This window comes from Novipirellula rosea, from assembly GCF_039541335.1.
GTDB lineage: Bacteria > Planctomycetota > Planctomycetia > Pirellulales > Pirellulaceae > Novipirellula > Novipirellula rosea.
Map to the genome: position 1 here is coordinate 46192 of NZ_BAABGA010000035.1, position 25256 is coordinate 71447.

Sequence of the window (25256 nt, forward strand, 5' to 3'; positions counted from 1 at the left end):
GTTCCCGTTATGTTGAAACACGCATTGCCACCCAAAACTTGATCGTTGCTCGGTCCAAGTTTGTTTCAGCAATCGCTCCCTATTTTCTAACCCGCGATTTTTTAACCTTTCCAATTAAGTCTCCCGCCGTGGGATGCCTCGATTTGAATCGGCCGGTCAACCAACTAGCCATGCGGAAATGGTCGTTACCGATTGATGAGGTCGCGGATCGAAGTTCACGGCAGACAGAAAGATTGAAGCAACAGCTGTTTCCCGGACTCACGACCAGGGCTTTCGCCGTTCGTCGCGTTGCGACTGACGATTGGACTGTGATCCATCGGTCTGTGTGCAGTTGGACTAGGATCAAATATTGGGCACACCCGAAGGAGAGATCTGTGGCAAACCGTTAACGCAAGGCGTATCCTAAGATCCGCGCGACACCGTTCTACTCGCCCGAAGGATCGGGCATCGCGTTTTGCAATGGAAAATAAACTTTTTGTCCTTGGTGATCGTCAACGTTCGTCGGCTCGAATTGGATCAGAGGCACACGCATGCGAAAACGAACCGTTAATTTAATCGCTTTGGCTGTCGCCTTGCTTGTGATTGGAACCGTGCTCGCTTACACCGTATTCGCGAGCCGATCCGATCTCGATGGTTTTGTCAAACGACGCCTCGCTCTGCTGAAGCAACTTGACTCCAACGTGATGAACCTCCCTAGTGGTTTTGAACATGTGTTGCCGCCGAACGAGACGTCATCTCATCCGCCAGCCGGACACATTGAATCCGTTGTTAAAAATGGCGAGCTTTGGTACGCCGACAACTTTTCATCCTACGATCTCAGAATCGTGGCACCGCTTAATGACGCGTCGCCGCGTGATATTCTCGATAAACTGTTCCCGCATTTGGCGACTGGGTTAGAGGAGCTTGGATTCACATCGCCAAAGAGTGGAGGTCCGGACTGGATTGTCGCCAACGGATGGGCCGCTCATTCGACATACTGGCGTGACTCCGACCGCAACTTTATTATCACTATCTCTGTCGTTATCGATGCTGAATCTGATTCCGCTCATGTCACACGGTATGTGCACGAGCGATTCGAATGAACAACACCGACGAACCTGGCATTGCATGCGAGCGGCGGCGACGACGGTTTTGACTTTAATGTCTCGGGGCGTCGCCGTGTGAGCACCTCCGTTTTCCGGCTGAAACCAAAATTTGACAAATGGAGCCCAGTCTGTTCATGAACATCGACAAAATTTTAGCCCACATCTCGTGTTCAGACCTTGCCCAAAGCTCAGACTGGTACAGTCGCTTGTTCGGCCGTCAGCACGACGTCTCGCCAATGGATACATTGCACGAGTGGCATCATGGACAAAATACGGGCTTGCAGTTGTTCTTGAACGCCAAGGCAGCGGGAAAATCGACCGTGACTTTAGTCGTCTCGGATCTGGATGCTAACAGACAATTGTTCGTTGACCACCAACTCGAGCCTGGTGAAATCGAAGAAGGTGATTCGGCTCGATTCGTTCGCCTCTATGACCCAGACGGCAACTTAGTCGTCATTGCCCAACCAAAGCAAAACTGAACTACCGCAGCGGCGGGCATAAGGCCGTGAATCGGGCGGCCAAGTCAGCGGCATTCGAATATCGCGTTTTGACGCTTACGGGTGATCCGTATTCAACCTGTTCTCACGGGGAATCTTTTGATCTTATCGCTTCACGCCAACTCGCAAACTGCTTGTTTGATCCTCTTGCCGCGTTTCGGAACTGGTACTCTTGGCTTCGGCCGGGCGGTGCCGTCGTCGTGATGGATGGTCTATTTGATCGTCACGACTGGTCCGGGAAATGGGACGGTGTGGTTGATACGCTTCCGCTCTCTGCCTGCCGAACGACAGCGACTGTCCCCTACTTGCTCGAGAACACTGGTTTCCGGATCGACTTTGTGGGGCTGATGGACCACACGAACGCGTTGCCCTCTACACGAACGCAGCGCTACATGGTCGCGGCGACCAAACCGCACAGGTAACCACCTGGTGCAGACGTGAATTGGCAAAAGGGTGAAGACGAATGGGCGGGGGAGACAGGGAGACAGGGAGACAGGGAGACAGGGAGACAGGGAGACAGGGGAGACACGGAGACACGGAGACACGGAGACACGGAGCTGGGAGTGAGGAGTGAGGAGTGAGGAGTGAGGAGTGAGGAGTGAGGAGTGAGGAGTGAGGAGTGAGGAGTGAGGAGTGAGGAGTGAGGAGTGAGGAGTGAAAATCGCTATAAGGGGGGCGGCGCAGACGGGTTCGTGATTTGTGTTCGCATGCTCAGGGGGCAGCGAATACAGTCAGGAAAATTTGAAATGCGGAGTAATGCGTGCGTTGTTATTTCTCGACTCGTCTTTTTGTCGTCCATTTTTTTGCCTGTGTTTGGTCATTAACGGAGGTATCATTTTATTGGTCTTGCTGTCGTCAATTCGCGTCGTCAATTGGACAGTGCGATGTTCATAATGATGATTCGCATGATGCGTGGGCAGAGGATCATGAGCGGTGTTTACTACGAATGATGCGGATTTCGACGAAGCTAAAGTTCATACCGCAAACTTGATCGCGACGGTTGCGCGCGAAGCAATGCGAGGCAAGAGGAGAGAGGTGTCCGTTAGCATCGGGATGCGACCGCGGTGCTCTGTATCAATCAATTAGGTGGTTCTGAGTGAGTTCGCAGCGAGCCAAGAAGCTGAAGACAAGATCGATATTTATCATCGGCCAAGACCATTACCGTCGGATGCAGTGGAGGGCCGGTGGTCACATTTCACGCATGGATGCCCAACTCCCGGTTCCCGCTGATCCGAATCGTTCGCCTTACCAATCAGCTCACCGAATCCTCGATTGCACCCGAGTTTTATTTCTAATGCCCCAGTCTGATATCATTTACGTCGCCGAGACAACGGATCTTGCGTCGATTCTCGAAGCATTGAGAATGCGCGTGATGCACTGCTCCCGCGGGGGCGGATTTCGCTTACCCGATGGAAGCGAAGTTGCTATTCCCATAGGGAAAATTGTTGACGTTCTGGAGCCTGTTTGGGTGTCTGTTTGCTTGCTTGTCTACGGAGACCGAAGTAACGATGTGACATATTTGTTGGACCGCACATACCCCACCGTGACAGATCGCGAAGGAGTGAAGGCATACCTGGTTGATTTGGAGTTTTCTTTGCAGGTAATCGAAAATGCTGCAGTTTTTTATATTTCCGATGATGGTCCGACTGTCGCAATTGACTTCATTGAGCAGGGGCTGATTGCTAGCCGCTTTGAAGAGTGCTTCTTTGGCATTGGAAAAGTCGCGCGTCTCACCTGTGTCGAAGGTGAGATTGACCTCACATTGACGAGCGAACCTTTTACGGAGCAAGGCTTGGTTCTAATGGACGATGATTGGTCCCTCGACCAGTCTCTGGTCGCTAGCGTGTTTTCACAGACAGAAAAATCAGCCTTGCCGGGATCTCCCGCTGCAGGTGAAATTCTTGCTCGATCGTATTCGGATTATGAGCTTGACAAGATGTCGTTTGAAGCAATGCATGACGCACACTTATTGCCCCCGAATTAGTTGGCTCTTTTTTATCTCGAAGAGAATCCTAACGCGACCACGGATGATGTTGTCGAGCATTTGGCAACCAAACATAACATAGTGATGCCGCCCGAGAAGGTCGACCGCCTTCGAGGACAGTTGCTCCAACGTGAGCCGTCGTGTGGCTGTCGATGTTGTCCGATAAATCCCTTTTGGAAGGCGCGGCTTCCAAATGCCCTGAGTAAATCCGAGGGATAGATGGCGAACCAGTCGGGACGCGTGAGTCGGCGGTAATCACCGGGACTCGTAGCCTCGTCCACTACGTTGGATGTTCATTCGGTTTGTGTGGCGAGGAAATGTAAATCGGCGTGTCGATGGCATGGTGCATGAGCCATGCAGCGACCAGCAGTCATACGAACGTAGACCAGACCGATTGCTGAAAGCACATCCTACGGAGGGTTTGCGGTATCATGATCGGATTCCTTCCAAGAATTCAAAGAGGTTTTTGTCATGCGTTTGCTGTTTTGTACGATGGTTTTCGTCGCCGGTTTGTCGGCGGTTCCGAACTCGCTATGCGGCCAAGATTGGACTCGTTTCCGAGGCCCGAACGGACAGGGCATTACGCCGGAAAGCGGTCTGCCGCTTGAGTGGTCCGACGACAGCAACATCGCCTGGAAGACGCCGATTCCGGGGCAAGGCTGGTCGTCTCCGATCGTGTCGGGCGACCACGTCTTTTTGACGACTGCGACCGATGGTGGCGCGTCATGTCGAGTGATCGGGATCGATCGCAAGAGTGGCGAGATGCTTTGGAACACCGAAGTTCACCGCCAGGTGCCTGGACCCAAGCGAGCGCAGAACTCTTACGCCACGCCGACACCGGTATCCGACGGCAAACGGGTCTACGCTGCGTTTTACGATGGCACGGTGGTCGCGGTCGACTTCGACGGCAAAAGGGTGTGGAAGAACGAAGAGGTCGATTTCCACAGCTTGCATGGCCTCGGTGCCTCACCAATGCTTTCCGGCGAACTGCTGATCATGCCGTTCGATGGCAGCAGTCCGCAAGAGCAGCGAGTCGGTTGGAAGGAACCGTGGGACCAGGCCGTCCTGCTGGCGATCGAGAAGGAGACCGGCAATACGAGATGGCGCGGCAAGCGGGGACTGTCCCGAGTTGGACACGTGACGCCGATCGGAATCGACAATGGACAAACGGTAATCAGTGCCGGTGGCGACCGTGTCCAGGCACACGACGTCAAAACAGGCGAGCGAATCTGGTCGGTCTACAGTCAGGGCGAGGGCGTGACACCCTCACCCGTGCTCGGTGAAGGCTTGATCTTTACCTCGTCCGGTTTCGAAGAGCCGACGATCCGAGCGATTCGTCCAGGCGGCCGCGGGGATGTGACCGAAACGCACATTGCCTGGGAACAGACTCGCGGCGTCCCGGCGTTGCCATCGCCGCTGTACGTCAAGCCGTATCTCTACACGATTTCTCGTGACAACATCCTGTACTGCCTCCAGGCGTCGACGGGTGACATTGTCTGGCAGGAACGACTCGGCGGCAACTACTCTGCATCGCCACTGCTAGCCGACGGCCGAATCTATATCACTTCGGAAGAAGGCGTCACCACGGTGCTTGAGCCTGGGGCGGAATACAAGCGGATCGCCACGAACAAACTGGACGGTAAGACGATGGCATCGATCGCGGTTTCGCAAGGCAATTTCTTCCTTCGCAGCGGAGACGCCCTGTTCTGCATCGGCAACCCGCCACGCTGATGGAGCTGCGGTTTTTGCGCAGGAGTCCGCGTAGTTTTATTTCTTCCCGCGATTGGCAAGTCACGACGTAACGACGTGCAATCGCCACGGTGGAACGCACGATCAATGCAGCGAAAGGAAAAAAGATGAGAGATGAAAAAGGTGGAGACGACGCCCGCAGTCGTGTTCTGTCACGAATCGCGATGGCAGTCTCATGTTTCTGTCGCACCAATTTTTCTGTCGACCTTTCGTCCGCGCACACCACATCGTTCCATCGATTCTGAGTCTGCCCTGTTCCAGCGTGCAAGCTCGCTCTCACCGCATGAGCGGACAGAAAGATTGGTGCGACAGAAAGATTTTACAAAACTGAGCACTGGACTATCTATCCTGGTGCCAACCGTGCCAGACTGTCTCCCCGTCGCAACGCGACGACATTATACAGGGATACGAGCGTGAATGGAGCACCGGGAGATGGAAACCCGGAATCTCTGACGCCCCATCTCCCAAAAATCCGGATTCGTTTTGGTTACAATCACCAATCTTTTTCCTCAGACTTCAGGTGGTGGGGAACCAGTGGAGATCTGTTTGGGCTCGATCCAGATCAGCGTCCAGTACTTCAGCTGACAAATCGCACGTCCGTTCGCAACTCTGGGTGCGTCGGAGTCACCTGTTACGCAGTGAGCTTTCTTTTTCAAAGCAAATCTATCCGTGACAACCATGGCGGGGCGGACCATGCCGACCAAGAGGTCGAGTAAAAAAAAGAAGTGGTTTGACCGGTTCGGTCAAACAGTAAAGGCGATTGCTGAACATGAAAAGAGTCCGCGTACCTTTTTTCTTTCGTACCTTTTTTCTTTCGTGGACTCTTTCTCGGTCCGCGAAGGGTTAGTCACGAAGTGACGACAGGCAATAGCCACGGACGTGAGTCCGTGGTTTGAAAAAACAAAAGGGAGCCCAGTCGCAACGCGACGACAGGAAACACGTCGGCATGTGCGAATGCACCACCGGCAAATCGAAACCCGGATTCTCCTGCTCCCCTCTCCCCACAAATTCGGATTTGGTTTGGTTCCGATGGCCAAGCGTTTCCATCCGAATTTACGGAGCGAGGGGAGCCAATGGAGATGTCCGCTGCCGCACTGGCGCACAGTCGCTCGAAGACGTCACGCGATTTTACGACGAGATGCTTCGCAGCATGATGTTAACGCCGCACTATATCGGCTGGCACATTGCGGCTACATCGAGTAGTGGGACGAGGCCGAACGAGGCCGAACGAGGCCCGCAACGAAAACGGCTTCCTCGATCCGCTAGAGAAACACCGAGCACAATGGACGAACGTCTTGTGGGCGATTAATCCCAAGGCTGCGACGTTACGTGATGCTGCGAAATAGGTCCGGTGGTAAGCGGATAAAGGACGGCGTTGGGTGCCTTGAATCGTAACATGGCAAAGTGGAATCGTGTGCCGTCGTTAAGTTTTCACGTAGCGAACGTTTGGCTGAAACGTTTGTCGGTGAAGGGCTTCTCGATTTTGATCAGGATCGATCGTTTGCCATCGCCAAAATCTTCGTGAGCAATGGCTGCGTTGGACCTCCTTGACGATACGTTTTTGTTGGCGCTGAGTCCTCGGATGGCGATGGTTTGTAAATTGGTTTCGGGGACGTTAGAATTTGCGGTTACGTTGTTACGAAATTTCACGATTGGCAATTCTGATGAACTTCACGGTCGTTCGAACTATTGCGACGCTCTACGTTGCGTTTTCATTGGCTCCACCGCTTGTGCAAGCTGCAGACACCTTTCGCGTCGGAGAGTCGGTTGCGTTTTCTCACGAAAAGCAATGGCATGTTGGGACTGTCGTGCAGGTCGAAAGAGGGCGAGCGATGGTGTCCGCCGAGGTGGATGGTGAACCGACGCAAGGCGTTTTCGCCATGAACGTTTTGCGACGCCCTCCTTGGACGCTGGGCAGCCGATTTTGGTCAGACCAAAGTGGGAAGTTTCGCATCAAAGCCGCCGTAGTCGATGTTACAACAGAGGCCTTGCAATTACTTAAAGCGGAAGGAGGCACTGTCGCGGTTCCGATCGACAAATTGTCCGATGGTGATCAAGAAATTGCCGCCAAGCTGGTTGCGGCGAAACAGGCCTACCAAGCGTCCCTCGCCACGGCGGATCCGACGGATAATGAGGCCGCGAATTCCTCGGAGCCGAGAGTGATGTCGGCGGATGCCACTAAAAGCCAGGTCGATAGGTCGGAGCACACCTCCGTGTCTGCCGCACAATCCGGTGTCCGGCTTGCAACTTTGATACCTTTGGGGGAACAGGCAACCACATCGATTCGTTTGGAGCAAGAATCCCTGCGTCACCAGAAATTTTTCAAGCCAAGGTCGAGCCTTCTGCAGGCTTCCCCAGACATGCAACCGATGGCATTAAACATCGGCGAGCCACTTTTGAGCAGCTTTCCGGAAGCCACAGTTCGGTACCCGGGCTATCGCGATGAATCGGTTGATCGCGTCTATCCGATTGGCGGACAGAATGCATCGGTGCTTGTGCAGGTCACACGGCCCGCAAAGGGGATCAAGAATAAGGCACTTCGATGGGTTTCGTTAGTCTCGGGTGAAGTCTCTGCACCTTTCCTGCTTGCGGAAGGGGAGCAGGTTGCGTGTGTCGAGCCGAGTTCGGGGCGGTTGTTGACCCACGCTGCGTCGCAAGATCAGAGCGGCGAGAAATTTTATCAGTGGCGAATCTATGCGGGTAACCCGGCTGAGTCAGCTGTTGAGCTGCAGAGCGAAATTAGGCAACTATTCGGCTATCCCTACAATGGCAGTGCGCTCCCTAGTTTTTTGCCAAACAATCGTTTGCTGCTGCAAGGTGGTCGTGACTTGAAAGTGGTTGATTTAGATTCGGGAGAGGTTGCATTTTCCCTCGACTATGTATTTCAAACGCACAGTCATTGTCTGGCACACTTATCCCCAGATCGTCGATATCTGGCTGTCTACTTCACCCATGATGCGCCCGCGAAACGATTGATTCTCGATTTACAATCGTTCGATCTCGTGCATTGCTCGTCGATTCCTGATCGAACCTTCGAAGCGTTTTCTGCGGACGGCAAACATCTTGTGTCATTGCAGGGAACAAAGTTGGTCTGGTTGAGTACTCAGTCGTGGCAGCCTGCGCGGACAGACGAAATTCCAGGGAAGTGGGCTGGAACCGGTTCGCCTTTCCATGTTTTGGACGAGCGATACATCATCAATTCACGTGGAAGCTTGCTCGATTTGCAGGCAAATGAAATTGTGACCGAGCTTCGCAGCGATGGAATTGCGGGGAATCCAAGTTTAGCTCCATCGGACGCATGGGTAGGGAATTGTCTGCTGAGAACGGACACCAGCAGTGCGATCAAAGTCGTCGCATGTACCCAGCTTCCAGCGTCCGAATAGCCAGTGGCTGGGAGGGAAGTGGCTGGGACGGAAGTGGCTGATCGCGGCTGAGTCATTGGGCTCAACCTGTCTTTCTGCGATTTCCGAGTGGCGTCTAAAGCTCGTTGATCCAGCCTTCGATCAACGTGACCTTTTCGGGTGCGTCGATCGCGCCATTGCCGGACAAGTACCAGTTCCAACCTTCGGCCTGAGCAAAGTAGGCGGTAAAGGCTTCAGCAAAATCATCTCTTGGTGAATTCTTTGCGTAGCCACTGGTGAAATTCGCGGACTTCAGGTAGTACCAATCGCTCCCGTTGCCAGCTTGGTCGTAAGTCGAAGCGTCCGGGTTCGTATCTTTTGGGGTCCATCCGCTCAGCGATTGAAACTCGTTCCAGTACGGATTCTCGACATCCCAAAAATGTCCGATCTCATGGACCACATAGCAGCGTAGATAGTCTTCGGTGCGATTGAACTGTTTGTCAGAGAGTACAATTCGGGTGCCGCTATTGAATCCTCGCAGCTCGCCGGAAAAACGCTCGAACATGATGTCTTGTTTCGCGGCGGTCTTCAGCAAGGTTGTGTTGTCCGTGGCTCGATGAAGTGCCGCCAACGCGACGTCCAACCGTTCGATGTCCGAATCGGACCAATCCTTGCCGGGATACGCCGTGTCCGTTCCTTCGATCGTAAACGTCGACGTGACTCCATTTTTAAATTTGATCGTCGCATCCTCGGCGTCGACATCTTTCAGCGTATCAGGATCAGAGGGACTCGAATCCGAGCCCGCGGTGAGCCACGACAGGAATCGATCGGCGCCGGTTCCTCCAGCGACAAGGTCGAAATCGGACCCGCCGAATAAACCGTCATTGCCTGACCCGCCATCCAGATTGTCGGCTCCCGATCCACCATATAACGCGTCGTCTCCGCCATCACCCTGCAAAGTGTCGCCGCCCGCGTTGCCGAAGATGATGTCGTGACCATTGCCGCCAATCAGCGTGTCGTTGCCGCTGCCGCCACGAATCGTATCGTTTCCGTTTCCTCCATAGACCCTCACACTGTCGTTGCTTGTCACGGAAATCTCGTCGTGACCATCGTAGGCGTAGATGACAAATTGGTCGTTCACGTTGGTGACGTCCAATTCGATTTGGTCGTTGCCGTTGGTCGTGTTCACCCAGATGTCGTCGCTCGCCGAAAGATCGTGCAGATCGATCGTGCCGGCATAGTCGATGTCGATATCGCCAGTCACATCGATGCTTCCCCCATTAATCGTCTGGGCCCGCAGTCTTGCCAAGCCTCCGTACGATTCCCCTTCCACCGTCAGGTCCTGGATGAACAGCGAGTCGGATTCGAGATTGGAGCTTGCCAAATAGGCGTACACGTCGTCTTGCACAACGACGTTGGTGATCACAGCGGTTTGTGTATGGCTGTTACCGCGAATGGTCAAGTCATTGTTGGCCACCGCGTCGCTACCGATTTGACTTGACATCAGAGCGAACGTGTCGTCACCCGTGTCGCCCGAATCGATCGTCAGGTCGTCGCGGGTTGTAATCCGTATGATGTCTGCGGCGTCGTTACCGTTGCCGAATAGCACGCCGAGATCAAACACATCGAAGTCGTGGGCGTAGAAATAGTCATCTCCCTCGCCCATGTCGATCATCATCGATTTCACCGAGCGTCCGTCTACATCGACGTACTTGCGGCCGTTGATCTTCGTTGCTCCGCCATCCTCGGAGGAGATTCGAAAATCGCCGTTCCGCAGCTGCTGGATTTCAATCACGTTGGCTTGAGCGTCACCTTGCACGTGCAATGTTCCCGAATTCATTAGGACGGACACGTCCCCGGCCATCAATTCCCGACGCTCGAGCGATTCGAGTCGTAGATTCTTGCGGGCCGTGTTTCGCTGACTCTTCGTACGCGGCGTTCGACGTTGTTTGGGCGACATGCTTTCTCTCCGGGCTCTGCTAATCGTTAGAAAATGGTTACTAACTAGAGCGGGGATCGCACTGCATTGTTACATCGCGAATGGAGGAGACTCAAATTCGCGCAATATGCGGGTTCGCTAACTCGCCACAACTTTCTGTGGTTAACGGATCCCGGTATACGTCGTGCGAACGCTTGACGATCGGTGCTATTTTCGACGTGATGCGTTTCGCTTCTCGGCATCGAGCAGTCGGTCTGCAATTTCAGCGATACTACGATCGAGTCTTTTGGAACCGATTGATTTCTCGGAGTATTCGATTTCGCCGGCGGGTTGGTTTTTACGATCGTTAAACCAGCGAATTATTTTCAGTTTTGTGGGTTGGTTTTTGAAAGTGAACGGTGAGAGAACCGCCTTACCCTGCATCACAACGAAGGTCCAAGGTTCACCCGTCTTATCAATTGCGTTGTAGTGTTGACGGGCTACTTGGGGTCGCGAAACAAACACGCTAGTTCATCGAAGCTTGTCATTTATTCTCCCTTGGATGCTTGACATTCTATCTGTATGCACCTGTTCGGAAAGTTGGTCGTCCATCACTTCCAGACGCTAACCGCCGAAGTGTCTGTTCGGTTGGAGCGGTGTGTCCATTGCGAGGGTGCGTTTTGTTGGGTTCACGGAACGGTGGCTAGCGCGAAAACCGTTAACGGCGGTGAAGCGTCTCGTCGCGATACTCGCCAAAAAGTTTCGGGGGGCATCCGCGATGTCAGGACAGCCGCTCGCGACAAAGCCTGCGTCATCATCGAATCGCGTTTCCATTTGTTTTGTGGCAGTCGCTAGAACCCGAGCCTCTCGAATTCTCGCTGAAGCTTTTGGCGAATCATTTTACGAGTCGAATTATCCTGTTCGGCCGCCAGCGGATATTGTTCGACCGGGTCTTCGGCCATGTGAAACAGCCGACCGTCGTTATACAGTTTCCAGGCTTGCGTTCGCACCCATTTCAGACCCGAGCTTTCACCGTCGGGTTCGACGCCACCGGGCTTTGGAAGCACGGCTTCCTCGCAGTAGACGAAAGAACGTGGCGAGGCCCCTTGGCCGCGAAGCCGGTTGGCGAAGCTGACGCCGTCCAACTTTAGTTCTGACGGCAGCGGCACGCCGGCCAAATCGAGAAACGTCGGCAGGATGTCACTGAAGTCCACGAGGTCATCGACTTGCTGCCCCGGCGAAATCGTGCCTGGCCAATTGGCAATCATAGGGACGTTCGTACCGGCATTGGTCAATTGCTTTTTTCCTCCCGGCACATCGAGCCCGTTGCGACGCGAAACCACCGGAGTTCTGACGAGCTCCTTGCCATCGGCACGGATGATAATCTCCGGCGGAGTACCATTGTCCGCGAGGAACAAGATCAGTGTATTTTCACGAAGTTTTAAGGCGTCCAGTGCGGCCACCATTCGGCCGACTCCGCGATCCATCTCGGCGACCATTTCCGCATAGTTATCATACCGATCAAAGGGACCGTGCGGGACGGGGGGATCCAGGTCGTCGGTGACTTCATGCGCAACCGCCATGGAATAGTAAGCCAGGAACGGCCGATCCCGATTCGCTTTCATAAATTCAATCAAGCTGCGCTGGTAGAGGTCCGGGCCGTAGTGACCGAGCGTATCATCTCGTACGCTGCCGTTGGTGTAGATCATCGGCTCGTAGTACCGCGGCCCCTCGTGCCAGCCGAACAAATCTGACTGGTCAAACCCAATCCGCTGGGGATGAAGCGGATCGTCTCGTAACAAACACAATTGCCACTTGCCCGCAATTCCATTCGTGTACCCCGCGGTTTGCAACAATCGCGAAAACGTTTGGTCTTCGGCGTCTTTGGGGTAGTCTCCCCATGGGACGTGGCCGTGGCGAAACGGGTAACGACCCGACATCAATGTCAACCGCGAAGGATGGCAGACGGGCATACTGTAAGCATGATTGAATTTCATGCCTGTGCGAGCCAACTCGTTCAAGTGCGGAGTGCGGTAGGATTGGCCTCCATAACACTCCAATACCTCCTGACCAACATCGTCGGCGAAAATCAGCAGTATGTTCGGTTTGCTATTTTCAGCCTGAACTGCGTTTCCTAAGAAAAGCAAAACCAAGCATGATTGCACGAGGAATTGGGCAGGATACTTCATAGACTTTCCTCTGCATGTGTATGATAGGGTGCTGTGCGAATTGTTTTGGTCACCAGAGGCGTGGTTGCCGTCGACCATCAATTTTTGAAAGTCGATTGTATCATTTATCGCGGCTCCCCATCCGCGCGTCGCTAATAAAAAGGTTGCCATCAAAGGGCGGCTTGTCTTCGTAGCGGAAATCGTCAAGATTTTCGATGCACGGCGAGTCCCCCCGAAATTCGTGACGAGTTCCGCTACGGGGGTCTTGCCAGGGCTGACGTTGGACTGCGAAATCTTAGCCGTCGCAGTGAGTTTTCTGTTGTTGTTAGCCGTGACATGCGTAACAACTCCATCGTTCGGACCGCTTCGCCCGACCGAAATCCCGATTCGCTCCGTCAAAGGCTGGCCGAATAGTCGCCAAAGTTTGTAAAGGTGCCGCCATGATGCCCTTCGATTCAGAGGTCATTTAGCGTCGTCTGAATTCAACACGCGTTACGTCCTTAAATGGACCATGGCCGCCACGTTTCTTGATTGCACCCGAGACACCTTGGGGAAGTAACTGCCACCACGGGATGATATTCCGATGCCACGCATTGACGATCACATCAACGTCTTGGTCGAGTAGGTAGGTCGCCATCAACGACACGAATTTTGTGCGGCGGACAATCGGGACATGGAAGCACAAATACCGGTTCAGTGCTGTCTTCTGGCGTGGTCATGGGTGTGTCGTCAAGAAACGACTCGCAGATTGCCAGAGGAACGAGATATTGCCTTCCACATTTCGGGCATTGAAAGAGGGGCATTGTTTTCTATTTCCAATCAAAAACCGTAAACTGCGGCAACAGATTACTCAACGCAAAGGATTTCTTGTCATTAATGTTTAACCGGATTCCTCAAACAACGACCTTGATCCAACGACCCGACCTGCGAAATGCTCCGCGGCGATGATACAATCAATCCGCCATTTCGGTATCTTACGATTTATCGTGAAGCCTTCGAAACGTCATTCACATCTTCAAGATAATTCTCTCATCAATTCTATCCCCGCTGCTCTCGCCTCGATAGAATTTAGCTTCCCTGGAACATCAAAATGGCGCTGATTCTCGGTGGGATGGTACGTACCGCAGACGAGCGTCGAGAAATTCATGACAATGCTGAGGTCGATTGAATACGAATCGTACCGATGTCAGTGTTGTCGAAGGTGTTTGCCGTTGAAGAGGGTGTTTGCCGTTGAAGAGGGTGTTTGCCGTTGAACAGGGATGCCAATAAAGACACATCACTGTTGTTCCTAAGGAGTTGCGATGAATCTAGCGGTTGACGTGGTTTCCGATGTCATCTGCCCGTGGTGCTATATCGGCAAGCGACGACTCGAGAAGGCGATTGCTGCTCTCGATGGTCAGCACGCCGTGCAGGTCCACTGGCATCCGTTCCAGCTGAACCCGACAATGCCGAAAGCGGGCATCAGTCGCAAGGAGTATCGCACCAGAAAATTCGGCAGTTGGGAACGCTCGATGGAACTGGATGCTCAAGTTATTGCTGCTGGGGAATCCGACGGGATTCATTTTGCCTTCGACAAATCTGAAACAACACCAAACACTGTGGATGCTCACAGGCTGATCTGGCTTGCCGATCAGAATGATTGTCAAGATGCGGTTGTTGAGGCACTGTTCCGTGCGTATTTCAGCGAGGGGCAAGACATTGGCAATCGTCAGACACTGATTGACGTGGCTGCTGAGGCCGGACTGGACCGGCAAGCTGCCGACACCATGTTGAACAGCGATGATGGAATGGAAGCCATCTCAAACGGCAGCGAACTGTCGCAGCGGCATGGGGTCACAGGGGTTCCATTTTTCATCATTGGTCAGAAGATCACGTTGTCCGGCGCACAACAGGCGGAAACATTCCTTGAGGCGTTCAGACGGGTGATGAATTCTTCACCGTGACAGGGAAAATACCGGCAGCGTTGTATGCGAAAACGGAAGAAATTAATTGAGTCAGATCAAAGCGATTTCTAAGTAAGTCCATGAACCTGAAGCCAATCCTCCAAGCCGTCCTTGAAGATTACTCTCTTCCACTGGGCGGTGATCATGGCGTCGCACATTGGGCCTGAGTCCTCGGAATTGGGCTGAGGCAGGCGGAAGTAACTGGAGCCAATGTCGAAGTCGTGTCACTGTTCGCTGTGCTTCACGACTCACGCAATATCAACGAAGGCACTGATCCAGAACATGGGCCGCGGGCTGACGAGTTCGCCGTAGAACTGCGTGGTAACCTGTTCGAACTGGACGACCACGAGCTCACGCTGCTGTAAGGATCAGCCAAAGCCATCAGTCGAAAGTGCTTAAGGGCCCGTTTGGTTTAGAATTAGTTGATAAAAGAAACGTACGATCTCCGTGTAATCTTGCAGCGCGATGCGTTCGTCGATTCCGTGAAATCGTTGTGTGTCACGTTCGGCGATCCGGGCCGGGATAAAACGATAGATGTCTGCAGCAAAATCGCTGTAGTGCACACTGTCAGTACCGCCGACCAAGACAAAGGGTGCGACCGCAACCTCCGGATAGACCTCGCGAATAGTGCGATGTAGGTCATTGAAGGCAATCGATTCGGTACTCGACATTCGCGAAGCCGCTTTGCCAAAAGGAAGCGGAGAAACCTCCACGCGTGCGTCGTCGATACTTTGACGGAGATGCTCCGTAGCCTCTTCGATCGAGTCCCCCGGGATCAGTCTGAGATTAAGGGTTGCGGTAGCATGTTGCGGCAAAACGTTGGCTTTGACGCCACCTTGAATCAGCGTGGGTGCGACGGTCGTACGCAGCAGTGCATTGCTGCTAGGCTTCCCGGCCAATTGATTTTTAATCAAGGGCTCTGTCAACCACAGGTTGGCCATTGCGAGTCGCCGATTAAAAGACGGCATTTCGGGACCAAGAAAACGGAGAGTGTCACGCAGCCCACTGTCGATGCGGGCAGGGAATGGAGACGCTTGCACCCGGTCAATTGCTGAAGCTAAAATGCTGACTGCTGTTTCCGGGGGTGGCATCGAGGCATGCCCGATTTCTGTAGGCGAGACTTCGACGCTTAGTTGAACGTTCAGCATTCCTTTTTCCGCAACTCCGATCAAAGCAGCGGGTTGGTCGAGACCGGGGAACTCGGTGAAGATGCAGCCACCTTCGTCGAGAACCATATGCAGCTTGCGGCCGTGGCTGCGTAGCCATTCCGCCATTTTGCCGTTGCCATTTTGGCCGCCGAGTTCTTCGTCATGTCCCAAGGCAACATAAATCGTACGCTGCGGCTGAAAACCGTCGGCGGCGTGTCGATCAATGGCTTCAAGGATCGCCATGACTCCGTGTTTACAGTCCAAGGTTCCGCGTCCCCACAGAAATGTCCCGTCGATGTGGCCGCTGAATGGCTCGTGCGTCCATTCCGAGCGGGTGTTCGTCTCAATGGGGACGACATCAAAATGAGACATCAACAAGATTCCCGGCAAACTGGAGTCTTGACCCGGCCATTCGAGCAGCACGCTGGGAATCAACGGGTCTCCAAAATCGACACCGGTCCGGCGAACAAACGGAGGGCGATGCAGGGCGGGAAACGTCTCCGCTAGGTAATCTCGAAATTGAAACAGTGGCGAGTCCTCCGTCAACGTCGACGGACGTTCGGACACCGTCGGAATTTGGATCGCCCCCTGGAAATGCTTGTAAAGCGACTCGTTGTTCCAGAGGATCTGCTGTGCGGGCACAACCTGCAGTTGTTTGCTTGAGAACCAAAGGTAATTCCAGCCCAGGACAATCAGCAGCATGACGAGAAGCCCCGCGAGGACATAACTGCTGCGACGAGCGAATTTCTTTAATTGATTCATCGGAACCTGTATCCATGAAGCAAACGATGCCGCTGGGGTCTCGCCATGAATTGATTCAAGCGAGATCGTAGTTGGCACGTCATGGCTGCGGTAGGGTATCGCAAAATTGGTACGACCTGCGTCGTGGCCATTCAGCCAGCGAGCACTTGCCTCCGGTGCAAGAAAACTGCTCAGTGCCTACAATTGAACTGAAGACGACTAAAATCGAGTGCTATATGGAGCAGGGTGGACTGTTGAAATCGTACCAGTAGGCAGCATAGCAAATTGCCTTGCCGAGTCGCAGGTTACAATGACGCTGTTGGGCTGACGAGTTCGCTGGCGCGGAGGCTTGGCCTGGACGATGCCTGAAAACCTGATCTGATCGCTTCGTCCAGCCGCGTAAAAAGCACGCAGTTTCTCGAGTTTGCAGGCATCCCACTTCAAGACGACCAGGCAAATCGCTGGGAAAATGGATGTTTGCGGTTTTGCGCGTCATGGTGGTTCGTTGATTTACGCTTAGATTGGAACGGGCAGCCGTTGCCCCACGATCACCCTGAATATTCAAGAAAAGGCGTGTTAAGCCATGAACAGCCAAGTCAACCGACGATTTTTCTCAGCGGTCGCGACCGGTGCCATGTTAGGCTTAAGCAAGCCGGTGGCGGCTGTGTCGATGGTGAATCCGACGCTTGATATACACGTCCATTTGTTCGGCGTAGGGGACAGCGGCTCTGACTGTCACGTCGCTGAAAAGGTGTCGCGAGGTTTTTTATTTCGTCATTTAAAAACGATGCTGAAATTGAATGACGCTACAAACGGAACCGTTGACCAACAATACGAGCGAACAATGGTTAGGCAGGTTGCGGAGTCCGAGCTTTCGATGGCTGCTGTGCTTGCTCAGGACGCCGTTTACGGCGCGAACGGCAAAATCGATTTGACGGCGACATCATTCTACGTTCCTAATGACTATTTGTTTGAAGTTGTAGGAAGACACCCAAAGCAACTGATCGCCTGTCCTTCGATCAATCCAAATCGTGCTGACGCCATCGATGAACTTGAGCGATGCCATGATCGGAAAGCGAGAATGCTTAAAATTCATCCACCGACACAAAACGTTGACTTGATGGATCCTAAACACACCAAGTTCTTCTTCCGGTGCCGTGAATTGGATATGACGATATTGGTGCACACGGGGCATGAGCACAGTGCACCGATCTTCTCGCATGAACTAGCTGCTCCGCGGAAGCTGCGTGCCGCGTTGGACGAGGGCTGTCGAGTCGTCGCGTGTCATGCTGGCTCCGGTTGGTTTAGTGATTCACCGTCGTACCTTGGCAAGTTTCTTCAACTGCTCGACAAATTTCCGGAACTTTGGGGAGACACGTCGGTTTTGGGAACCGCTTTTCGCGCTCAGGATTTCGGTCTTTTGCTTGATTCCGGTAAAGATGTGCTGGATCGATTGCTGCATGGCAGCGACTTCCCCTTTCCGGCCTCACCCGTGGTGTTTGCAGACCGCATCGGCCAGGACACTGCACTGAAAACAGCTGAGTTACAGAATCTGATTCAGCGTGACTTCGCACTCAAGAAACATCTCGGAATTGGTGAAGCGAGTGCCTTACGTTCGCATCGGGTGGTAATAGCCTAGGCAAATTATTTAAGTGTTTGAAAGAACACGGACTTGCGAGGAGACGACAGAGCGATCTCAGTGATAGGGGAATCGAGAGTTGCTTGGCTCGTACCAAAACGAGTTACCGATGCCATGAATTGGAAACCGAAATCTACAATCGCGGGTCTGATGTTGTTCATCGCGGTCGTGGCGATATCCCTGGTGACTTACAAGCAATTCAGGCCGCGATACACGATAGGCGCCGACGCTGTTGCCCGAATCAATGACCGGGCACAGGAAATTGTGAATGCAGCGTTTCCTGAACGCATCGGTGCAGCACCTGTGGAAGGCGTAGCATTGGACTCTCTCCATCGCCGTCCGGATGGCTATGACGCGCGGGTAAGACTCTCCTACACGAACATCGTGAATGACAAGAATCACATGGTTATCGAATTGCGATACGATTCTGATGGTGTGTTTCTTGATGCGCGAATCCGCAATTGTAACGATCGGTGGGCGTCGCCTGTCCGGCTGATCGATTTAACAAAGCGATAAGCGAAGCACCGCGAACATTGATTGACTCACTTACAAATTGGAAAGTAAGCCGCCATGAATGAAGTCGTTTGCGTGGGCACCGCCAAGGAGATGGGGATCGCGCAGGGGGCTGCCCTGTCAACCAACATTTACGATGCGTTGGAAGCTGTCGGGAACTTGGAAGCATTTCGCTTGATGAAGCCAAGTTACATTCCATTTCCAGTATTTCGCCGTATAGCAGAATATCGTGCCGCCCGATTCTTGAACGCAGCATTCCGATCGACGCCTTTGGATGCCGCAGACCGCTTACAGGGAATTTCTGAAGGTGCAAAGATTCCGTATTCGAAGCTGGCGATTTGTAGCCTCCTGGAAGTAGCTCTTAGCGATCTCGATCCCTTAGTCACTGCCGGGCCGAACGGGCTTCAGGCCGGATGTTCCGCCGTTGCGGTGACTGGAAACGCATCTTCAACGGGTCATCCGATCATTGCGCACAACTTTGACTATCTTCCAGTAGTGCAGCCCTATTATTTCGTGCGACGTAGTCGACCAAAGGGAAAACTGCGTTCCGTTGAATTCGCGGTTTCGCCGCTCGCGGGGGCCATCGACGGAGTCAATGAAGCGGGTTTGGCGATCACTTGTAACTACGCCTATGTTACCGATCCGATCAGTCCAGCTCCATCCATCACCATGTTGATTGCCGAGGCACTTGCATGCGTGCGAACGGTTGACGAAGCGTATCAGTTCTTCGCGAATCGAAAGCGAGCGGGTGGAGGCCTACTAATGCTGTCGGATGAACACGGCACCATTGCATCATTCGAGTTGTCCAATACGCAGATACAAAAAATTGCTCCTTTACCTGGCCGCGAGATCACCCATCATACGAACCGAATCCGCGGATCAAAAATCGCGAGCGTTGAACTCGAAGACCAGGCACACTACAAGAAGAACGCACCTCGCGCATTGCGTGGCACGCGAGTACATCAATCCGCAGACATGCGTAGCGTCGACCTTCAATGCAGGCTAGATGAAAAATCTGTTTTCGACCTAGAGACCCTCCACACCGTCATGTCGGACCACGGTGACGGACCGTCGCAAGACAGTGTTTGCATGCACAGCAACTATTGGAACACCACCGCCTGCGTCCAACTGCAGTCGAAAGAGCGAAAGCTTCGCGCGTCCTTTTCCAACGCATGCAACGCGAAATTCCAAGAATTTGACTGTTGATGAAAACGGTACTTCCGGGAATCTAGTGACAACTTACAGGCGTCTTATTCGAGTCGATTGGTGAGATTCTTGGCCCTGTTTTCGGTACGGACAACCACCACCAGTTTCGGAACACAAAGCTTTCTTCGCATCTATTGTCAAGTTGCGGTTGAAAGTTTCATTCATTGCCTGGGGATCCTCCGCCGTTCGTTGGCGGCGGAGTGACAGACGCTTTCGCCTTTGATGCTGCGTCTCGCTTCGCTTTTTCGATTTTCTCCAACTTCTTAATGATCTCAGGATCGATCCGCCAATTGCCGTGACGGCTTGATCGGACGAACACCAACTTGTGAAGCTCTGCTTTCTTGCGGTCGACCTCTAAACGAATCGTGCCTTTGATGGTCGAACGCAGAGGATTGTCTTGATCCGGCAGAAGCGAAAAGTAGATGTCCGCTTCCTTACCGATATACCCACAATTTTCAGGAAAATCTAATTAGCCAACATCCGTCCAATAGCCGTATTCCATTCCGCCAAAACTAAACCGCACATTGACATCGACGAAGTGAATCGAGCCGCCCCAGGCTCGTTCCGCATGGGCAGACGATGGCAAAACGATTGAGGCTAAAATCAGTAGAGCGGTGCCGAGATACGATTTTATTTTTATGACAATCTGGTTCCTTCGGTAAATGGTGTACGGCTGGCTCAAAACTAGGAGATGATTTGTTGCGTTATTGCGTTTCGCCTGCCCCAGCGTCGTTCAAGGCCTGGGCTGGTTGAACTGACTGACGAGCTTCATTTAATAATGACAAAGCTTCGACGTAGGAACCGAGATCTCCGTAATCGGCTTCATAATTTTGCTTTGGCTCTGGCCAGGTGTCTCGAGCTAGTGATTCCGCGTTCAGCAGTGCCTCCCAAGCTTCGTCGGTTCGGTCGAGGCGATGGAGTGTGATCGCTCGTAGCGAATGGACGAGTATCTGCTCGTTGTGAAATTTACCCCGATCGCGGAATGGCTCGCACCTTGTGAGTACCTGGTCGTATTCGCCCAGTCGGAATCGTAAAATGATGTCTGCTTTACAGTGATAGAATGATCCTGGGTTCTGAATCCGGAGATTCTCGGCCAGTGGCATGAGCGAACTTAGCTCGACATCCGGATTAGGATTCAAACAGACAGCGCAAACCAAGTAGGCCCCTGTCCCCGGTTCGTTGGCATAGTCGTATGCGGGAAGCTTGCTCAGATTCCGATGAACGTGTGTTTGGTACGCGGCGACATTGCCCGCTGCAAATGCGGCATACGCTGCGGCACAGTTCCACCAGCCGCTAATCGGCGATGCCACCAAATACCGGTCGATGTCAGCATAAGCGTTCTTCCAGTCAAGATGCTTTGCGTACCACTTTGCTCGGGTAAACAGATGGGCGTGTTCACTCGTATACTTCTCAATCGCCTCAGTCAATTCGGCCAGCTCTTCCTCAGGCGTCTGCACCGTTTGGATGTCGCCGTCGGCTGTGATTCGAAACTCGCGATGTCTGGTGTCGAGCTTCGTTGGATTGACGCCGGGGAAGGAATGTAGCAGCTTGCGAACAGCTGCGTCGGAGAGCTCCGTTGACCGAAGATTGATGCTCGTAAGCGTTGATAACCCGTGCAGTTGGGTGAGTTGTTCGTCCGTTATGCCCGAGTCGGCTAAATCGATCTCGTTTACTTGAAACTCTTCGCTGGGAATCCCACCAAGAGAGTCGATCATTTGATTCTCAGCGGTTCGATAGATCGTGATTCGTCCTCCAGAATTTATCACTCTTTGTGCAATGGTGCTCGCCCGAGGATCGCGAGTTAACACGCGACCAAACGGAGTTGGCAACATCTCGGTCGCGCTAGTTAACAATTCAAAATCTTGTGATCCCCAAATTCGAATGCTGTAAACATTTCCCTCTTTCGCACGTGTGGGATAGGTTCCAACGTCGACGCCATCACTGGAAACAAGGTGCCGACCATCGGGACTCCAATCCAGCGACAAAACTCGATGAGGCAATTTCGTCGACCAAACCTCGTCGAGCGTCGCAGCATCCCACAGCTTGAGTGTTCCGTCGAAGTCGCCGGTGGCGATCCTCGTGCCGCTTGGATGCCACGCCACCGAACTAACGGCGTGGCGGTGGCCGCGTGCCACTGCTGGTTCAAGTGATTCGGCCCTCAGATCCGTAACCTTGACCCTGCCATCGCGGAGTACTACAGCAAGCAACCGCCCATTGGGTGACCACGCGACGCCACCATTCTCCTGCCACGGTATCGGAATGGTCCATAGGGGAGCCAATTTCGCATCAACGACCTTCACCCCGACTGCCAAAGAATTGCCGCTTGGGTTCCAGCGTGCGAACGCAGTGCGAATCGGGCTTTTGTAGAGATTTCGCCCGGTGTCCAAGTCAAAAACATTCGTGTCTTCCCCATACGCGCCAAGGGCAATTTGCCTAGTTCCGGGACGCCAATCCAGCCACCCATGTACGATGACTGGCCGTGAGCCAGTTTTAAATAGCTTGCGCAATGAATTGCGATCTCGTTCCCAAACCCAGACATTGTTATCCTTGCAAAGGGAAACCAGTTTGCTACTATCCTCCGACCATGCAAAATCTTTGACCGCAGCGGAAAGTTCTGCAGAAGTTTCCAAAAGTTTACCATCCATCGCACGCCAAATGCGAATCTTTCGATCGTTTCCGCAGCCGGCAATCAGCTTTCCATCGTTGCTGTACCGAACCCTTCGGATGTCGAGCGAGTCCTGATGAATGACGAGAGAGTCAGGCACATCGCCGTTGACTTTCCAAACCTTAGCGACGCCCGAGTCGTCGATCGACAGAATCGAATCTCCATCAGGCGACCAAGCAAGATGGCCGACTGGATCGCCGTGGAATCGTAGTGTCGAAACCACCGCGTCCCGCTGAACGTCCACGATGCGAATTTCATGATCGTCGTCACCAACGACCAGTCGCGTGCTGTCTGGGCTCCAGGACGCGGATCTCCCTGGTTTCTCCAGGACCCCTTTCGGCTCACCTGTGTCCGTATACAACCTGATTTCAAAATTGGGAAAGGCCCCCCCACCGGCCAAGGTTTTGCCATCGGGACTCCAGTGACCAACATTACACGAGACGGCACATGTCCGCTTGCTGAATTTTCGCTTACCTGTTTTTGCATCGAAAACCCGAACGTATCCTTGACGATCTGATGTGACGATTAGCGACTTGGACGGATGCCAGCCAACGTTTCTAAGGTAGTTGTCCTTGTCGGCTTGGCAAAGCTGGTGAAGTCGTTGGCCCGACTCGATATCCCATACGGCCGCGGAACCGTCCATGCTGCCACTGGCCAATTGCGATCCATCGGGCGAAAAACTGAGATAGGGGCTTCCGCCACCATGAGCATGCCAGACTCGAACAACCTGCTCTTTTACTGGATCGAAAATGACGATCGCACCTGAACGCAATCCGCAGGCTATCGTTTTACCATCGGGACTGAATACGCTGTTGTAAAGTCGATCCTTTAGGTCATGTTCCGAGACGAGTTTCATCCCGTCGAAGTTCCAAATTTGCAGCTTTGCTCCGGCAGTGACAATCTGGTTCCCGTCGGGACTCCATGATCCGCGAACCGTATTTGCGCTGACCGGAATGCTTCTCGCTACTTGCTGGGAGAGATCGTGATAGTAACTCCATTCCCATCCGCGGAAGTCAGGCTCGCCAGCCTTAGGAACGAGCTCGTCAACCATTCGGCTGAGTTGGCCAAACTCGCGATCTTGCCATGGTCGCTGAATCACCGTCAGCCTTGCGACGTACTCACTCCATCTCGCTTCTCGCTCACGCTCGACAACCTGTTTTCGTGCTACCTGTTCGTTGGCAAGCGATTCCTCGCTACGGAGTCGCGCCTCCGATTCTCGCTCAAGCGCCGATGCCATGTCGGCACGGGCCTGATTGGCAGCAATCGCGGCCTCATCAGCACGCTGCCGCTGGGCTGCTTCCGCATTTGCACGGTCATCAGCCTGGATGGCAAAGAACGTCGAAACGCTTGAACCGACCAACAGCAACAAAACCGAAAGCGCACTCAAGAGAGCGATCCCAGGATTGCGTCGAGACCATCGCCATGCTTTCGTAACTGCCGGTACAGGACGAGCGACCACGGGACGGCCTTCAATAAACCTTCCCAGGTCATCCGCAAGTTTCCCCGCTGTGCCGTACCGGCGATGTGGTTCCTTCCGCAAACACTTCAGACAGATCGTTTCCAAATCCTTGGGAACCTGTGGATTGAGCAATCGCAGGGAGAGCGGTTCTTTTTCAATCACTTGGCGAATCGTGTCGACAACTGAGTCCGCCACGAATGGACCACGCCCCGAAAGACAGGCGTACAATATCGCGCCCAGCGAATACACGTCGCTGGCCACGCCGACCAAGTCGTGCTTCGCGCTTGCCTGTTCCGGAGACATATAGGTCGGCGTCCCAAGAATCTGTCCTGACGCTGTCAGGTCCTCGTCCGCGGCGTTTCCCGCCAGCGTCTTAGCCAGACCAAAGTCCGTGACGTGCGGTTTTCCATCGTCATCGATCAAAATATTGGCGGGTTTCAAGTCGCGATGGAGTACGCCATGCTCGTGTGCGTATTCGATTGCCAACGCCACCGCTATGATTAACTCTGCGGACTTCCGGGGCGATAATGTCCCTTCACTGATAATCGATGCTAGGCTTCGGCCCGCAACTAAGTCCATCGTGAAGTAATGATGTCCCTCATGCTCGGCGACTTCGTGAACCCCAACGATGTTCGGATGGTTTAGCGCCGCGGCCGCGCGAGCTTCCCGGTAAAAACGATCCACGTCGGCCTCAGTCGCGAGCCTTCCCGACAAGATCATCTTCAGCGCCACGTCACGCCGCAATTTTGATTGCCTTGCACGAAATACAATCCCCATTCCGCCACGCGCGATTTCATCTACGATTTCGTATTCGCCTACGTACCGAAGTGATTCGCCAATCTTGAACGTTTTCGATGAACTTGCCGATTGGGAGTCGACGGTTTGCGCAAATGCGGAATCTGAAACGCCTTTTTGATCAGGGGCTCGAAGTTCACCGATTGCATCACCAACGAGTTGATGATTGTCAAGGAATTCGCAGATCGATGCAGCATGGTCTGGGTGCTCTCGCATCAGGTGCTCGCGATCGACCAACTCGCCACGTTCGATCGCTTCCAGGCAGTCCGCGAGTAGCTTCTGAAATGATTCGTCGGCATCGATTTGAGATGGATCAGGCATATTCAAAACGCTAAGATTTTGGTGATAGACTTCGGCCCAATCAATTAAGCGTCAAGCAGACTGGCGTGATGACGCGATTCGCGG

17 protein-coding genes are annotated in these 25256 nt (G+C 53.3%); 11 read left to right on the forward strand and 6 right to left on the reverse strand.

The features are described 5' to 3' along the window. Positions 1-530 precede the first annotated feature (530 nt). The 5 genes from ABD971_RS13075 to ABD971_RS13095 all read left to right on the forward strand — a co-directional run bounded on the left by ABD971_RS13075 (position 531) and on the right by ABD971_RS13095 (position 5297). Positions 531-1082 carry a hypothetical protein gene (locus ABD971_RS13075; protein WP_345322690.1) on the forward strand — a complete coding sequence of 184 codons (552 nt, stop codon included), beginning with the start codon at positions 531-533 and terminating at the stop codon, positions 1080-1082. A gap of 239 nt (positions 1083-1321) precedes the next feature. Continuing rightward, on the forward strand, positions 1322-1564 hold the full coding sequence (locus ABD971_RS13080; RefSeq protein WP_339944432.1) for a VOC family protein: 243 nt from the start codon (positions 1322-1324) through the stop codon (positions 1562-1564). Positions 1565-1590: 26 nt separating this feature from the next. Next, complete coding sequence (locus ABD971_RS13085) at positions 1591-2004, forward strand: methyltransferase domain-containing protein (RefSeq protein WP_345322693.1); 414 nt, start codon at positions 1591-1593, stop codon at positions 2002-2004. A gap of 872 nt (positions 2005-2876) precedes the next feature. Beyond that, positions 2877-3566 carry a hypothetical protein gene (locus ABD971_RS13090; protein ID WP_345322695.1) on the forward strand — a complete coding sequence of 230 codons (690 nt, stop codon included), beginning with the start codon at positions 2877-2879 and terminating at the stop codon, positions 3564-3566. A gap of 471 nt (positions 3567-4037) precedes the next feature. Further along, positions 4038-5297, forward strand: a complete 1260-nt coding sequence (locus tag ABD971_RS13095; RefSeq protein WP_345322697.1) for an outer membrane protein assembly factor BamB family protein — start codon at positions 4038-4040, stop codon at positions 5295-5297. Between the two features lie 1449 nt (positions 5298-6746). Here ABD971_RS13095 and ABD971_RS13100 read toward each other — a convergent pair. Beyond that, positions 6747-6965, reverse strand: a complete 219-nt coding sequence (locus tag ABD971_RS13100; protein ID WP_345322699.1) for a hypothetical protein — start codon at positions 6963-6965, stop codon at positions 6747-6749. Positions 6966-6979: 14 nt separating this feature from the next. Between ABD971_RS13100 and ABD971_RS13105 the strand changes: the two genes are divergently transcribed. After that, positions 6980-8698, forward strand: a complete 1719-nt coding sequence (locus ABD971_RS13105; protein ID WP_345322701.1) for an SHD1 domain-containing protein — start codon at positions 6980-6982, stop codon at positions 8696-8698. Between the two features lie 94 nt (positions 8699-8792). On the opposite strand, the gene ABD971_RS13110 is transcribed toward ABD971_RS13105, so the two are convergent. The 3 genes from ABD971_RS13110 to ABD971_RS13120 form a co-directional block, all read right to left on the reverse strand. After that, positions 8793-10616 (reverse strand): hypothetical protein, encoded by a 1824-nt coding sequence (locus ABD971_RS13110; RefSeq protein ID WP_345322703.1) that lies wholly within the window; start codon positions 10614-10616, stop codon positions 8793-8795. Positions 10617-11425: 809 nt separating this feature from the next. Continuing rightward, positions 11426-12763, reverse strand: coding sequence for a sulfatase family protein (locus tag ABD971_RS13115; protein ID WP_345322705.1), 1338 nt, complete (start codon positions 12761-12763; stop codon positions 11426-11428). 445 nt (positions 12764-13208) lie between these two features. Continuing rightward, positions 13209-13379 carry a macro domain-containing protein gene (locus ABD971_RS13120; protein ID WP_345322707.1) on the reverse strand — a complete coding sequence of 57 codons (171 nt, stop codon included), beginning with the start codon at positions 13377-13379 and terminating at the stop codon, positions 13209-13211. 664 nt (positions 13380-14043) lie between these two features. Here ABD971_RS13120 and ABD971_RS13125 point away from each other — a divergent pair. Both ABD971_RS13125 and ABD971_RS13130 read left to right on the forward strand, forming a co-directional pair. Further along, a complete protein-coding gene (locus ABD971_RS13125; RefSeq protein ID WP_345322709.1) occupies positions 14044-14685 on the forward strand; it encodes a DsbA family oxidoreductase in 642 nt (213 codons plus the stop codon). Between the two features lie 221 nt (positions 14686-14906). Beyond that, complete coding sequence (locus ABD971_RS13130; RefSeq protein ID WP_345322711.1) at positions 14907-15050, forward strand: hypothetical protein; 144 nt, start codon at positions 14907-14909, stop codon at positions 15048-15050. Positions 15051-15080: 30 nt separating this feature from the next. Here ABD971_RS13130 and ABD971_RS13135 read toward each other — a convergent pair whose 3' ends face one another. Continuing rightward, complete coding sequence (locus tag ABD971_RS13135) at positions 15081-16595, reverse strand: M20/M25/M40 family metallo-hydrolase (RefSeq protein WP_345322713.1); 1515 nt, start codon at positions 16593-16595, stop codon at positions 15081-15083. Between the two features lie 562 nt (positions 16596-17157). On the opposite strand from ABD971_RS13135, the gene ABD971_RS13140 reads away from it, so the two are divergent. The 3 genes from ABD971_RS13140 (at position 17158) to ABD971_RS13150 (ending at position 19932) form a co-directional block, all read left to right on the forward strand. Next, on the forward strand, positions 17158-18213 hold the full coding sequence (locus ABD971_RS13140) for an amidohydrolase family protein (protein ID WP_345322715.1): 1056 nt from the start codon (positions 17158-17160) through the stop codon (positions 18211-18213). 114 nt (positions 18214-18327) lie between these two features. Next, the gene (locus ABD971_RS13145) at positions 18328-18729 is read left to right on the forward strand and encodes a hypothetical protein (protein WP_345322717.1); all 402 of its coding nucleotides are present in this window, start codon (positions 18328-18330) and stop codon (positions 18727-18729) included. Positions 18730-18783: 54 nt separating this feature from the next. After that, positions 18784-19932, forward strand: coding sequence for a C45 family autoproteolytic acyltransferase/hydrolase (locus tag ABD971_RS13150; RefSeq protein ID WP_345322719.1), 1149 nt, complete (start codon positions 18784-18786; stop codon positions 19930-19932). 704 nt (positions 19933-20636) lie between these two features. Here the strand turns inward: ABD971_RS13150 and ABD971_RS13155 are convergent. Next, positions 20637-25172, reverse strand: a complete 4536-nt coding sequence (locus tag ABD971_RS13155) for a protein kinase domain-containing protein (RefSeq protein WP_345322721.1) — start codon at positions 25170-25172, stop codon at positions 20637-20639. Positions 25173-25256 lie beyond the last annotated feature (84 nt).